Origin of the sequence: Donghicola sp., from assembly GCF_025210255.1 — a bacterium.
GTDB lineage: Bacteria > Pseudomonadota > Alphaproteobacteria > Rhodobacterales > Rhodobacteraceae > Donghicola > Donghicola eburneus.
This window is the reverse complement of record NZ_JAOARZ010000027.1, coordinates 39,612-53,166: the sequence shown is the minus strand read 5'-3', so window position 1 is coordinate 53,166 and position 13,555 is coordinate 39,612. Positions and strand designations below refer to the sequence as shown.

Sequence of the window (13,555 nt, the reverse complement as noted above, 5' to 3'; positions counted from 1 at the left end):
ACTTTTATCGAAATCCGGACGGGATGACAGGGGTCAGTCGTAATAGGGGTCCATCTGCGCGATGATCACAGAGTTCTCGGCCAACGCGCGTTCCATCAACTCGCGCTCTTCAGCGCCAATCTCGTGGCCCTGCTTTTCTCGCTCTTCCAGCGTACCGTAACCGGTCACATCCAGCGGGGCCATATCGGCCTGCTTCAGGATGGCGACGGTTTCACGAACCGCCTCAGCCTCGTCTACGCCGCTGGCATAGCACATAAGGCCCGCGCCGGTGGCGTTCTTGGGCAGGCCGTCGCCCTTCTTGCGGCCAAGCTCGATCACCAGCGTGTAGACCTGCTGTTTCTTGCGGGGTTTTTCGCTTTTCTCGGACATATCGGCCTCTGGATAACTGGACGGCCTGTCGATGGGGCGCGGCGGGCGCGAAGTCAAGCCTTAGCGGGCTGTGACCTCGACCGCGACGGCGGTGGCGTAGACCGCCATCATCAACACACTCTCGATCCCGATCTTGGCGGGACCCTTGCGCTGACGCAGGATCAGCCCCCCCAGCAGCACCGCAGTCATCAGCATGCCCGTGGCCAACCAATACAGATCGCTCATCCCCACCGCGTGGTAGAGCGAACCGTCTCGATAGGCCACGTCCGAGAACACAAGGAACAGCGTGTCAAATGTGTTGCCGCCGATGATCCCACCCACCGCAAGCTGGAGCGCCCCGCGGCGCACGGCGACCAACGTCGTCACAAACTCGGGCAGAGACGTCACGACTGCCGTCACAAGTGAACCAACCAAGGATGACGACAGGCCAAAGCGTTCGATGAATTCACCGCCCACCTGCGAAATCACAAAGCCGCACGCGCCCATGATCGCCACCAGCACAACGAATACAGCGATGGGTTTAGATGCGGACTTGCCTGCCTCGTGGTCATCTTCAGGCTCGTCATGGCGGGTCTCGCGGGTTTCTACAGGTTTCCACATCGGGTTGTCGCTGACATCCCCTGCGATACGGACACCCCACACATACGCTAGGAACAGCGCGATAGAAGCCGGATGCACGCCGAAATAGGCGATGTCCGGTCCCGACATGGCCGCGATGGGCAAGGACAACAGGATCAAAAGCAGGACAGCTTGGAACAGGTTCGCGGGCTCTGCGGCAGCGTGTTCTAGATTGGCGCGCTTGTGCAGTAGGTCCGCGATCGCCAAGAAGAGAGTCTGCGCCGCGATCCCCCCAACCGCGTTCGAAAACGCGAAACTGGCGTCCCCGCTATAAGCCCCCGTTACGGAAACAACGACTCCCGATAGGGACGTCGCCCCGCCAAGGATCAGCGCACCTACCATCGCCTCGCCCAAGGCGGTGCGGTCGGCAATAATATCGGCCAATTCGGTGGCTTTGATCGAGACGACCACAACCACAAACGCAGCAATCGCAAAGACGGTAAACAAAAGCGGGGTGGACAGGTCTGCGAACATGGATCCTCAGCGCAAGCAAAAGGCCGGCATTTCCACGTGGAACAACCGGCCCTTGGTTATCCGGTAAAAGGTCCGGACTTATGCAGGTTTACGAACCGCACGAGCGATGGCGATTAGAATACACGCACCGATGATACCAACGATCAGCTGACCGATCACACCACCCAGAGTGCCACCAAACACAACCATCAGAACCGCGTTCAGAACGATCGCACCTAGAATACCCAGAACAATATTCAGCAACAAACCCATGCGTGCATGCATCAGCTTTTCAGCAATCCAGCCCGCAAGAGCACCAACGATAATAGCAAGAAGCCAACCAAGACCGGCCATAATTATTCTCCTCAAAGACGAAACAGTTACTGCCCACTCAAGTCCGAACGTCCGAGGATTGTTCCCAATAAAAAAGGGCGCCCCGCGATGGAACGCCCACAATCCGTTCACAAAACTGAACAGAATTCCTGATCAGTCACGCAGCAGTTCGTTGATGCCGGTCTTGCTGCGGGTCTTCTCGTCCACGCGCTTCACGATGACCGCGCAGTACAGGTTGATGCCGTTCTTCGAAGGCATAGAGCCCGAAACGACGACCGAGTACGGGGGAACTTCGCCGTACATGACTTCGCCGGTCTCACGGTCAACGATCTTGGTCGATTTGCCGATGTAGACGCCCATACCCAGAACCGAACCTTCGCGGATGATGCAGCCTTCGACGACCTCGGAACGCGCGCCGATAAAGCAATTGTCCTCAATGATGGTCGGGCCAGCCTGCATGGGCTCCAGCACGCCGCCGATGCCGACGCCGCCGGACAGGTGCACGCCCTTGCCGATCTGCGCACAAGACCCGACGGTCGCCCAAGTGTCGACCATGGTGCCTTCGTCAACGTAAGCACCAAGGTTCACAAACGACGGCATCAGCACAACGCCGGGCGCAATGTAGGCCGACTTGCGCACTACGCAGTTGGGCACGGCGCGGAAGCCAGCGGCTTTCCACTGGTTCTCGCCCCAGCCTTTGAACTTGCTGTCGACTTTGTCCCACCAGCCACTGTCCTGCGGACCGCCGGTCTGGATTTCCATGTCCTTGATGCGGAAGCCCAGAAGCACGGCCTTTTTCGCCCACTGGTTCACATGCCAGTCGCCGCTTTCGGTCTTCTCCGCGACGCGCAGGCTACCGCTGTCCAGAGCGTTCAGCGTGTCTTCGATCGCTTCGCGGGTCTCGCCAGTGGTGGCGGGGGTGATCTGGTCGCGGTTTTCCCACGCTGCCTCGATGGCGGCTTCCAGCTGCGCGTTGGACATTGGCAGGCTCCTTAGCAAGTGTTTGGCTGTTTCAAAACTTGCGGGCTTTTAGCCTGATAATCGGTCACTGTGAACGGGAAATACACATGTTTGATACGCCCGACTGGCAAAGCTGTTGGGAAACACTTAGCTCTTAAAGAACAGATCCCTATCGGAGCCATTATGAAAGATCATCGACAGAACCCGCTACCCGACGCCGAACGCGACATTCGCCTGGCCGAAGGCGTGCCCCGCACACCGCAAACTCTGTCCCCCTCGTACCAGTTGGCCTTCCACGATCTGGACTTCCTGAAGCAGGACGAACTGCGCCCCGTGCGGTTGCAGCTGGAATTGCTGAAGCCTGAACTGATCCTGAATGAACAGAACGTGCAGTCGACCGTCGTAATGTTCGGCGGCGCACGCATTCCCAGCCCAGAGCGCCGCGATATGGCCCGCAGCCCCGCGATGGCAGAGCTGTCACACTACTACGACGAAGCCCGCGAATTCGCCCGTCTGATGACCGAAGAGTCGCTGAAGACCGGCGGGACCGAGAATGTCGTCGCCACAGGCGGCGGCCCCGGCGTGATGGAAGCAGGTAACCTCGGTGCGATTGATGCAGGCGGCCGGTCCATCGGTTTCAACATCGTTCTGCCCCACGAGCAGGCACCGAACCCCTATGTGACGCCCGAGCTCAGCTTCAACTTCCACTACTTTGCCATCCGCAAGATGCACTTCCTGATGCGCGCCCGCGCGATCACGATTTTCCCCGGTGGCTTTGGCACCTTGGACGAGCTGTTCGAAACTCTGACCCTGATCCAGACCAAGCGGATGAAGACTGTGCCGATCCTGCTGTTCGGTCGCGAGTTCTGGGAGAGCATCGTGAACTGGGACGCCCTGAAAAACGCGGGCACCATCGCGCCCGAAGATTTGGACCTGTTCCACTATGTCGAGACCGCGCAAGAGGCGATCGATCTGATCAAGGCCTCCGAAGCCTAAGACCTCTGGGGGCGTGCATAGCGCCCCCGTTTCACGAGATGGGCAGCCCGATCTCGGCGAGTTTGGCATCCAACGCCGACCAATCCGCGATTTCCAGCCGCACGGGCAGCGTCAGCACCTTGCGGCGGAAGCTGTCCGGCAAACGCACCGCATCCTTCTCTGTCGTCACCAATTGCGCCCCTGCCCCGCGAGCGTCGGCCTCGAGCCTTTGCATCAAGGCGGGTGTCAATTCCTGATGGTCCGACAATGCCTCTGCCCGCACCAGCGGCGCGCCGAGGCTGCGCAAGGTGGCGAAAAACTTCTCTGGATGCCCAATCCCCGCAAAGGCGAGCAAGGGCATCATCGACCAGTCCATGCCCGTCCTCAACGGCTTCAATTGCCCTGTCATATGCGGCGTTGTGACGGCGTTGGCCCACTGGGCAGCGAACCGTTCCTGTGCCTCGGGCAAGCCAATCGACAACGTGATGTCCGCGCGCGCTTGTCCAACGCTCACAGGTTCGCGCAAAGGCCCCGCAGGCAGGCAGCGCCCGTTCCCGAACCCTTTGTCCGCGTCCGCAACAACGATCGCGATGTCCTTGTGCAGAGCGGGGTTCTGAAAGCCATCATCCAGCAGGATCACGTCTGCCCCTTCGGCAATTGCCAAGGCCGCGCCCGTCGCACGATCCTTTGCCACATGCACAGGCATGAAGGCAGCCAGCAGCAGCGGCTCATCCCCAACCTGTTGGGCCGTGTGCACCTGCTCTTTGACCGTCGTCGGTTCCGTAACAGACCCGCCATATCCACGGCTGACCGCGTGCGGCTTGTACCCAGCCTCAATCAGCCGCTGCGCAATTGCGATGGTGGTCGGCGTTTTGCCCGTGCCGCCCGCGTTGATGTTGCCAATGCAGATCACAGGGACACCCAGTTTTTCCCACGCGCCTTTGGCCAGCCGCCGCGCGGTCGCCGCCGCGTACAGCGCACCAACAGGGGCCAGAAGTCGGGCCCGCCAGTTCGGACGCTCCGGCGTAGTGTACCAGAAAGACGGTGCTTGCATGGATCAGAAAGCCTTTTCGTCGAGCTGCTCTTGCAGAATTTCGAGCACTTTATCAGTCACTTCGGCCCCGCGCGAGGCCACTTCCCACGCAGCATGGGCCTGCGCAGCCGCCTTGTCCGGCGCGAGCAGCAGTTGCAGCCCCTGCGCCAAGGAACTGGCATCCTTGACGATCCGCGCGCCGCCCGCGTTCACCAAACGGCTGTAGCTGTCCAAGTAATTGCCCACGTTGGGCCCATAAAGTAACGCGGACCCAAGCGCAGCAGGGGCAAAGGGGTCTTGCCCACCGAAGCCAGGCACAAGCGAACTGCCGACGAATGTGATCGGCGCAAGTCGGTACCACAGCCCCAACTCCCCGCAGACATCCACAACGACGACCTGCACATCCTCGGTGATGGGGTCGTCTTTGCTACGAAGAGCCACATGCCAGCCTTGGGCGCGCAGTGTTTCGGCCAAACCTATGCCTCTGCTCGGATCATCAGGCGCAATCACGCTCAGGAGCCTGTGAGAGAAGCGTGTCATCTGCCGTTGGGCCTCGGCCACCATCGGCTCTTCGCCGGGGCGGGTTTCAGCAGCCAGCCAGACGGGGCGGCCAGCCAGCGCGGGACGCAAGGCCTCTAGCTTGATCGGATCGGCGGACGGCGCAACACTGCCTTCCTCCAACCGGCCTAGAGGGATGGCCGGCGCTTTGGTCCCTCGCAGCTTGTTAATCCGGCGCGCTGCCAAATCGTCCTTGCAAATGATATGGTCAAAGCACTGGGCCAAGGCCTGCTGCGCCGCGCGATCAAACCGAAATCCTGGCGGGTCCAGCTCTGACGCGCTGGCGTTCGTCAGGGTCAACGGCACCTTTTGACGTTCCATCGCCCAGAGCAGCGTCTGCCGCAGCGGCGCGCCGCAATACAGCCCCATGTCCGGTTTGAAATGCTGCACAAAAGCCGTGGCCTGCGCCAGCGTATCCTGCGGCGGATGTTCGACCATTACATGATCAGGCAATGCACCGGGGCAGCCCAACCCCTCTTGCATGGTGAGTAAGACCGACGGCATCGGCTCGAGTGTTTCAAGCCGTGGGATCAAATGCAGCAATGCCGCCAAGTCGGGCGCACTGGCGGCATGGAGCCACACCAACATACCCTCGGGGCGCGGTGCCCAGAGGGCGTCTGCGTCCACACGGCGACCGGGTTTCAGGCCGACAGCAAGAGAAAGGGCAAGTTGGCGATACATGAGCGGATGTTAAGAAAGCCGAAATGGCGCAAAAAGCCTGCGCAGCCTACGGGTCTGGTCCAATCGGTCAAGCAAGTGTTGATCAGAGCAGCGTTTCGCAGCCAATTCTAGCGCAAAGCAGCGTAGATTTCCTGATGAAGCGCCGGATTCGCAGCGATCACGCCCTCGCTTGCGGGGTCAGGGCGGTTAAAGATCAGTGGCACATTCTTACGATCCGTCACGCTCACGCCAGCCTCGGCCGCAATCAACGTGCCAGCAGCAATGTCCCACTCCCACGCATCGCGCAGGGTCAGCATCGCATCGAACCGTCCCTCAGCCACCAGACACAAGCGATAAGCCAGCGACGGGCGATGGTGCCGCGTGATCTGGGGCAAGGATCGCCAGTTCTGCGCCTCCATGTTTGGGCGCGTGGCCAGAATGTCTGCACCAGCGAGCGTGTCGCGCTGCGCTGCCTTCAGGGCCGCACCGTTGCAGGTCGCACCCTGCCCAAGCGCGGCGGTGTAGTGCAAATCCTTGACCGGCAGATAGACGTGACCCGCAGTGATCTGCCCCTTGTCCGCAATGGCCAAGGAATGGGACCAGCTATTCTCGCCTTGGATAAAGGACCGTGTGCCATCAATCGGATCCACGATAAACACGCGATCCGAGTCCAAACGGGCAGCGTCATCCTCTGTCTCTTCGGACAACCAACCGTAATCTGGGCGCGCCTGCGTCAGGAACCCGCGCAAGAAGGCATCAACCTCTAGATCAGCTTCGGTGACGGGGCCCGCGTCCCCCGGTTTATTCCAGACCTGCGGCGCATTTCGAAAGTGGCGCAAGGCGATTTCACCCGCCTTCTGCGCCGCCTCTGCCAGCAAGGCCCGATCTGCATCAAGCTCCGGCAATGGTGAGCCCTTCGACAAGCAAGGACGGCACAACACGGCTCAGGTAGTCGCGGGCGTCGTTTGCGGGGGTGATCTGCATCAGCATATCGCGCAGATTTCCGGCAAGCGTACATTCGTTGACCGGATACGCGATCTCGCCATTTTCGACCCAGAAGCCCGAGGCACCGCGCGAATAGTCGCCCGTGGTCGGGTTGATGCTGCTGCCAATTAGCGATGTGACCAATAGGCCGGTGCCCATCTCGCGCAGCAATTCATCGCGAGTCTTGTCCCCTTGGGTAAGAGCAACGTTTGACACAACCGGCGACGGCGACGATCCCGTGCTGCGGCCTGCGTTCGCTGTAGACGGCATACGCAACTTGCGACCCGTCGACAGATCCAGCGTCCAGCCCATCAGCACACCGTCTTGCACAATGGTGCGCGGCGCGGTCGGCAGACCTTCGGCATCAAAGGGACGCGAGCCGGTTTGGCGCAAACGGTGGGGGTTCTCCAAGATAGACAGAGCCTTGGGCAGCACCTGACGCCCCAAGTCTTCGCGCACGAAGCTGGAGCCTCGTGCCACCATCGCGCCGTTCACGGCAGACAGCAGATGCCCGATCAATCCGGACGAAATACGCTCGTCATACATCACTGGATAGGCGCCGGTCGGGGGCTTGCGCGCGCCTTGACGTTCAACAGCCCGCTGGCCAGCCGTTGCGCCAATCTCTTCAGCGCTGCGCAGGTCCTCTTGGAAGGTACGGGAATCGCCGTCGTAGTCACGCTCCATCTTCAGGCCCTCGCCCGCGATAGCAACGCAAGACAGACTGCGTCCGGTGCGCCCGTACCCACCCGAAAACCCATTGGTGGTTGCGATCCAGATTTCGCGCGCGCCATAGCTCGCGCCAGCGGATTGCACTTGAGTTACGCCCTCTTGGGCAAGCGCTGCAGCCTCGGCGCGGCGCGCATCCTCTTGAAGCTCTGCCGCCGAAGGTTCCGCCGAAGAATCAGCGAGTTCCAGCGCCCCTGCATCGTAGTCAGTAGCGAACTGACCTGCTTCTGCCAGACACAGATAGGGGTCTTCGGGGGCTTCTTTGGCCATCGCGACAGCGCGCGCAGCCAGTGTTTCGATGGTCGCGCTGCTGGTGTCAGAGGCCGAAACATTGGCTTGGCGCTGGCCAACCATGACACGCAGGCCAATATCGACCCCTTCGGAGCGCTCCGCCTGTTCCAGCTGCCCCTGACGCACATCGATTTCCACCGAAGTGCCGTGCATCGCCATCGCGTCGGCGCTGTCTGCGCCCGCGCGCTTGGCGGCCTCGAGCAATTGCTGGGTGAGGGTTTGTAGCCGTTCCGTCATGCGGTACCTCCGATCTTAGGGTCCTGAGGTAGCCTTTGAGAGCCGCGCTTGCAAGGTTGGCCCCAACCGCAAAGGGACCAACCAATCTCTGTACGCACGATTAGCGGATGCGCTGGCCGTTGGCCTTGATCTGGCCACCGCTCAAGAACTCGATGGTCGAGGTCAGGGTGTCTTGGGCCTCAACCACGGTGAACATCGACAGCATCATGCGCGGGCCCATCAACTGTTCGGCAGGCAGGATGCCCATCTGGCCCAGATTATCGAGCAGACCGTTCAGACCGACCGCGCGCAGGCTGACTTCGCCCTCGGGACGGGGAAAGCCGTTAAAGGTCTCCAGATCCTCGTTGTCAAAGGTCAGATCGCCGGTGCCGGTGATCATCGCGCCAGCGGCCGTAACTTCCAGTTCACTCAGGCGCAGATTATCCAGCGTGACGGGCGGATTGCCCTCTTCGAACATTTCGGCGATTTTCTCGGACTGGGCAGGATCAAACAGCGCCTCGCGGATGATCGCATCCCCTTCGAGACCCAGCGCGATGGTGGCCGGAATGCGGGGCAGGATTTTCGCGGGATCAAAGATATCCCACAGCGCATCCGACATGGTGAAATCACGCAGCGCAACGCCGATCGCCGCAGGCGCAGGCTCTTCGGACGGCAGAACTGGGATCGTCGCGTTGGTGCCATATTCGGCGATCGCCAGCTCGATCGGCTGCGGGAAGGCATTCACTTCGATGGTGGCCGTGACGTCTTTGGTTAGCGAGTCATAGACAAGCCCCGCGTCGCTCAGACCTGACGAAACCGATCCGGCACCAGATGCGAGTGCGACCGCAAAGGGGCTGCCCTCTGCCACGCCGCTCACCGTGATGTCAGTGCCAGCAATGCCGCCGTCGAACGAGAAGGTGCCGCCTTCGCTTGCCATCTGGTGCAGGTCGGCCATCGCCGCCATGTTGCCCTCAGATTTCGAGGTAACCTCAACCGCATTCAGCAGCGCATCCAGCTTGACGGTGTCGTCGGTGTCGGGGTTCTTCATCGACACATCCATGTGGATGTTTTCGACCTGATAGGCTTGTTCCGTCGACGTCTCCTGCAGGTTTGACGTCCCCGACATGCCGTTCAGGGTGATATCGACCAGAGCATTCGGGATGGTTTGGCCGTCGGCCTTCAACTCATCCAGTCCAACCGACACAGATTCAGCGCTGTAAGTAGAAGTTAGGTCTTCGGGCGACCCGCTGACGATCATCGACGCACCGATCTGGCGGACATACAGATCCATATCCATGGTCTGGCCGTCTTCTTCGATGCTGACCATGCCGTCATACTCATTCGCGGTGGTCACGGTCACAGTGCCGTCGCCATTATCCTTCAGCTCGATGCTGGGCACGGTGAAAGACATTGTACCTTCGGGAAAATCTGTCGAAACCTTCAGGTCCATGATGACGAGCGTGTCGCCATTCATTTCTTCGCTGGCCGCCGTGTAGCCGCCATAGATGCTTTCCATCGCGGTCTGCCAACCGGCCCACACCTCTTCGGGGGTGACATCAGCGGCCGCTGCTGTGGCCAGTGCGCCCCACGCGACAGAGGCGCCTAGTAATAAACGGGTCGTCATAACGTACCTTTCAGAAAATAGCATTTGGCCAGACCTTCGGCGTTTCCTCGCAAAATCGTCAAGGCTGAATTTCTGGACCTCAACTTAGGGGTTTATTACGAATGTGCAAAGATCACAGGAGGACCAGATGGCAGACTTCGCGGGAAAATGTGTATTTGTGACCGGTGCGAGCCGCGGGATCGGTGCCGCCGCAGCACGGGAATTTGCGGCCGCCGGTGCCAACGTGGTTCTGGCCGCCCGCAAGGGAGACGAGATCGCAGAGTTGGCAGGTGAAATCGGGCCGCAGGCCTTGGCTATTCCCTGCGACGTCAGCCGCTATTGGGAGGTTGAGGCCGCCATTCAGGCCGCGGTCGGGACATTTGGCAGCCTCGATGTTTTGGTGGGCAATGCAGGGGTCATCGACCCCATCGGCCACCTACAGGACAACGATCCCGACGCGTGGGGCCACCTGATCGACATCAATGTCAAAGGTGTCTTTCACGGCATGCGCGCAGCCCTCCCCGTCATGAAAGCCCAAGGCGGCGGGTCTATCCTGACCATCAGCTCCGGCGCAGCCTCGCGCCCCGTCGAGGGGTGGAGCGCATACTGCGCGTCCAAAGCTGCAGCCCAGATGCTGACCCGTTCGCTCGATCTAGAGGAGCGCGCCAACGGCATTCGCGCCATTGGCCTGTCACCGGGAACTGTGGCCACTGATATGCAGCGCGACATCAAGGCCAGTGGTATAAACGAAGTCAGTCAGCTTGATTGGTCCGAGCATATTCCCGCCGAGTGGCCCGCGAAGGCGCTGGTCTGGATGTGCAGCGCCGAAGCCGATGACTGGCTCGGCGGGGAAATCTCTCTGCGGGATGAGGACATCCGGCGCAAGGTAGGACTGATATGATCGACGTAACCCGCGATGGGGACCTGTGGACCATCCGCATCAACCGCCCTGACAAGGCAAACTCTCTGACCAAAGAGATGCTGACGACGCTGGCCGATACCTTTGAGGCCGCCAAAGACGCCCGCGCCGTGATCCTCACGGGCGAGGGCAAAGTGTTCAGCGCTGGTGCCGATCTCGAAGAGGCCCGCGCGGGACTCGCCGTTGATACGGTGTGGGAACGTCTGTCCTCGGCGGTGGCGGCAGTTCAGGGTCTCACGGTCGCGGCGCTGAACGGCACACTTGCGGGCGGTGCGATGGGTATGGCACTGGCTTGCGACCTGCGGATCGCGGTGCCGACAGCAAAATTCTTTTATCCAGTGATGAAGCTGGGATTCATGCCCCAGCCCAGCGATCCCGTCCGCATGGCCAAATTGATCGGTCCGTCGCGGACGAAGCTCATCCTCATGGGCGGGCAAAAAATCACCGCAGACGAGGCCTTTGCCTTTGGCCTTGTGGACCGGCTGATCGCACCCGAGGCCCTGATGGACGAAGCGCACGCCATCGTTCAGGACACTTTGGCAGCGAAACCCGAGATCGCCATGGGCATCAAGGAATTATGCCGCCGCTGAGCGCGCCAAAGACGAACGCCCGAAGGATATCTCCTTCGGGCGTTTTTTATATATGGGCTTTGTTGCGATGTCAGATCGCGGAACTGTGGCCAGCTTTACTCAGGTCATAGGCGTCGAAATCACGCGCAATAATGCGGGTCATCGCGCGGGCCTCGGGCTTGATCGTCAGTTGCGTTCCCACAACCTCGATCATGCCTTCGTATTTCGTGGCGACCTCTTCGTAGTATGCCCGCAGCGTCGCGGTGCCCAACCCATAGTCGCGCTGGAGCTCATCCCCGTCGATCCCGAAGGTGCACATCAGCATCTCGATGATCCGGCCGCGCATCAGGTCCCCACCCTTGAAGGTGTGCCCGCGCGCTGTCGCGAACTGCCCCGCGCGCACAGCCGAGGTGTAGGCCGAAGTCGAGGACGCATTCTGTGCGTACCCCTGCGGAAACCGCGAAATCGACGATGCCCCCAGACCGATCAGCACATCAGCCGTATCGTCGTTGTAGCCTTGGAAGTTCCGGCGCAGCTTGCCCGTGCGCAGAGCCACGTCCAAACCGTCCCCCTTCAGAGCGAAGTGGTCGATGCCGATCTCGGTGTAACCGTCCCACATGAATAGTTGGCGAGCCGTCTCGAACAGATCGAGCCGCTCTTCGGGCGTGGGCAGCGCGTCAGACGGGATCATCTGCTGGCGCTTGGCCATCCATGGCACGTGTGCGTAACCGTACAGGGCCACGCGATCCGGCGACAGAGACAGCAGCTTTTGCACCGACTCGTTGATCCGCTCTTTGGACTGGTGCGGCAGGCCATACAGGATATCCGCGTTCAGGGACTGGATGCCCCGCGCACGGATCATGTCGACCGCCTTTTTGGTGACATCAAAGCTCTGGATCCTGCCGATCGTCTCTTGGATTTCATCGTCGAAGTCCTGAACCCCGATCGACGCGCGGTTCATCCCCGCTGCGGCCAGCGCATCAAGACGGGCCTCGTCAATCTCGTTGGGGTCGATCTCGACCGAAAATTCATAGTTCTCGGCGAACGGCGCAATCGCAGCGATGGACTGCGCCAAATCGGTCATCAGCTCGGCCGACAGCAAGGTGGGCGTTCCGCCACCCCAATGCAGACGCGACAGAGTGACGCCCTTAGGTAGAATTTGACCAAGCGATGCAATTTCTGCCTTGAGTGTCTGTAGATAGACCCGTACCGGATCATCGCTCTGCGTGCCCTGTGTGCGGCATGCGCAGAACCAGCAGAGCCTACGACAGAAGGGCACATGGATATACAGCGAGATACTGTTCCCGGCCGGAATAGCCTTCACCCACCCTTCGAAATCGGTCGGCGAGACGTCGTTCGAAAAGTGCGGCGCGGTGGGGTAACTGGTGTAACGCGGGACTTTTGCGTCAAACAGACCCAATTTGGCGAATTGTGTTTTCGTGTCCATACGCCTACCGTTAAAGATGACTCCTCGGGTCATCCTTGACCCAGATCAAGCGCGAACGATCATGTTGAACGATACTTTGAAATTTGATGCCCATAATTGCGATGGGTGCCCGATCCGGCATCGTGCCGTCTGTGCGCGATGCGAAACAGACGAGCTAGAGCTGCTCGAATCGATCAAGTACTATCGCAGCTTCGAAGCCGGCCAGACCGTGATCTGGTCCGGTGACCAGATGGATTTTGTGGGCTCTGTCGTGTCTGGCATCTCGACCCTGACCCAAACCATGGAAGACGGCCGCACCCAGATGGTCGGCCTGCTGCTGCCCAGTGACTTTGTCGGTCGGCCTGGTCGCGACCGTGCGGCATATGATGTGGTCGCGATCACAGACATGGTCATGTGCTGCTTCCGGCGCAAACCGTTTGAACAGATGATGGCTAAAACGCCCCACATCGCCGAACGCCTGCTGGAGATGACATTGGACGAACTGGATGCGGCCCGCGAATGGATGCTGGTTCTGGGTCGCAAGACTGCTCGGGAAAAGATTGCGTCGCTTTTGGCGATCATCGCCCGCCGCGACGCCACGCTCAAGATGCAAGCGACCCAAGGGCGTCTGGTCTTTGACCTGCCCCTGACGCGCGAGGCGATGGCCGACTATCTGGGCCTGACGCTGGAAACCGTGAGCCGCCAGATCAGTGCCCTGAAGCGCGAAGGGGTGATCGAGCTGGAAGGCAAACGCCACGTGACCATCCCCGACATGGGTCGCCTGCTGGAAGAGGCCGGGGACGACTCAGACGGTGGGATGCTCGCCTAACACCGGAATATAGAAAAGGCGCGGACCCCCGCG

14 protein-coding genes are annotated in these 13,555 nt (G+C 60.5%); 4 read left to right on the top strand and 10 right to left on the bottom strand.

What is annotated here, in order from left to right:
• Positions 1-33 precede the first annotated feature (33 nt).
• From N4A58_RS13505 to dapD, 4 genes are all read right to left on the bottom strand, one after another.
• Complete coding sequence (locus N4A58_RS13505) at positions 34-369, bottom strand: hypothetical protein (protein ID WP_293710415.1); 336 nt, start codon at positions 367-369, stop codon at positions 34-36.
• A 60-nt stretch (positions 370-429) separates the two neighbouring features.
• Positions 430-1,461, bottom strand: a complete 1,032-nt coding sequence (locus N4A58_RS13500) for a sodium:calcium antiporter (protein ID WP_072708476.1) — start codon at positions 1,459-1,461, stop codon at positions 430-432.
• 78 nt (positions 1,462-1,539) lie between these two features.
• Positions 1,540-1,794: a GlsB/YeaQ/YmgE family stress response membrane protein gene (locus N4A58_RS13495; protein ID WP_072708478.1), complete on the bottom strand. Its 255-nt coding sequence runs from the start codon at positions 1,792-1,794 to the stop codon at positions 1,540-1,542.
• A gap of 132 nt (positions 1,795-1,926) precedes the next feature.
• Positions 1,927-2,754 carry a 2,3,4,5-tetrahydropyridine-2,6-dicarboxylate N-succinyltransferase gene (gene dapD, locus N4A58_RS13490; protein ID WP_293710412.1) on the bottom strand — a complete coding sequence of 276 codons (828 nt, stop codon included), beginning with the start codon at positions 2,752-2,754 and terminating at the stop codon, positions 1,927-1,929.
• Positions 2,755-2,916: 162 nt separating this feature from the next.
• On the opposite strand from dapD, the gene N4A58_RS13485 reads away from it, so the two are divergent.
• Complete coding sequence (locus N4A58_RS13485) at positions 2,917-3,729, top strand: LOG family protein (protein WP_293710411.1); 813 nt, start codon at positions 2,917-2,919, stop codon at positions 3,727-3,729.
• A 31-nt stretch (positions 3,730-3,760) separates the two neighbouring features.
• Here the strand turns inward: N4A58_RS13485 and lpxK are convergent, their stop codons facing one another.
• The 5 genes from lpxK to N4A58_RS13460 all read right to left on the bottom strand — a co-directional run bounded on the left by lpxK (position 3,761) and on the right by N4A58_RS13460 (position 9,800).
• The gene (gene lpxK / locus N4A58_RS13480; RefSeq protein WP_293710410.1) at positions 3,761-4,762 is read right to left on the bottom strand and encodes a tetraacyldisaccharide 4'-kinase; all 1,002 of its coding nucleotides are present in this window, start codon (positions 4,760-4,762) and stop codon (positions 3,761-3,763) included.
• Positions 4,763-4,765: 3 nt separating this feature from the next.
• A complete protein-coding gene (locus N4A58_RS13475) occupies positions 4,766-5,980 on the bottom strand; it encodes a glycosyltransferase N-terminal domain-containing protein (protein ID WP_293710409.1) in 1,215 nt (404 codons plus the stop codon).
• Positions 5,981-6,087: 107 nt separating this feature from the next.
• Positions 6,088-6,864 (bottom strand): 3'(2'),5'-bisphosphate nucleotidase CysQ, encoded by a 777-nt coding sequence (locus N4A58_RS13470; RefSeq protein ID WP_293710407.1) that lies wholly within the window; start codon positions 6,862-6,864, stop codon positions 6,088-6,090.
• A complete protein-coding gene (locus N4A58_RS13465) occupies positions 6,851-8,197 on the bottom strand; it encodes a TldD/PmbA family protein (RefSeq protein WP_293710405.1) in 1,347 nt (448 codons plus the stop codon). Before N4A58_RS13465 ends, N4A58_RS13470 begins: the two co-directional genes overlap by 14 nt.
• 100 nt (positions 8,198-8,297) lie before the next feature.
• Complete coding sequence (locus tag N4A58_RS13460; RefSeq protein WP_293710403.1) at positions 8,298-9,800, bottom strand: hypothetical protein; 1,503 nt, start codon at positions 9,798-9,800, stop codon at positions 8,298-8,300.
• A 127-nt stretch (positions 9,801-9,927) separates the two neighbouring features.
• Between N4A58_RS13460 and N4A58_RS13455 the strand changes: the two genes are divergently transcribed.
• Both N4A58_RS13455 and N4A58_RS13450 read left to right on the top strand, forming a co-directional pair.
• The gene (locus tag N4A58_RS13455; protein WP_293710401.1) at positions 9,928-10,680 is read left to right on the top strand and encodes an SDR family oxidoreductase; all 753 of its coding nucleotides are present in this window, start codon (positions 9,928-9,930) and stop codon (positions 10,678-10,680) included.
• Positions 10,677-11,288 (top strand): enoyl-CoA hydratase/isomerase family protein, encoded by a 612-nt coding sequence (locus tag N4A58_RS13450; RefSeq protein WP_293710399.1) that lies wholly within the window; start codon positions 10,677-10,679, stop codon positions 11,286-11,288. The genes N4A58_RS13455 and N4A58_RS13450 overlap by 4 nt, the downstream gene beginning before the upstream one ends.
• Positions 11,289-11,358: 70 nt before the next feature.
• Here the strand turns inward: N4A58_RS13450 and hemN are convergent, their stop codons facing one another.
• Positions 11,359-12,714: an oxygen-independent coproporphyrinogen III oxidase gene (hemN, locus tag N4A58_RS13445; protein ID WP_293710397.1), complete on the bottom strand. Its 1,356-nt coding sequence runs from the start codon at positions 12,712-12,714 to the stop codon at positions 11,359-11,361.
• A 61-nt stretch (positions 12,715-12,775) separates the two neighbouring features.
• On the opposite strand from hemN, the gene fnrL reads away from it, so the two are divergent.
• Complete coding sequence (gene fnrL / locus N4A58_RS13440; RefSeq protein WP_072708500.1) at positions 12,776-13,522, top strand: transcriptional regulator FnrL; 747 nt, start codon at positions 12,776-12,778, stop codon at positions 13,520-13,522.
• The last annotated feature ends 33 nt before the right edge of the window (positions 13,523-13,555 follow it).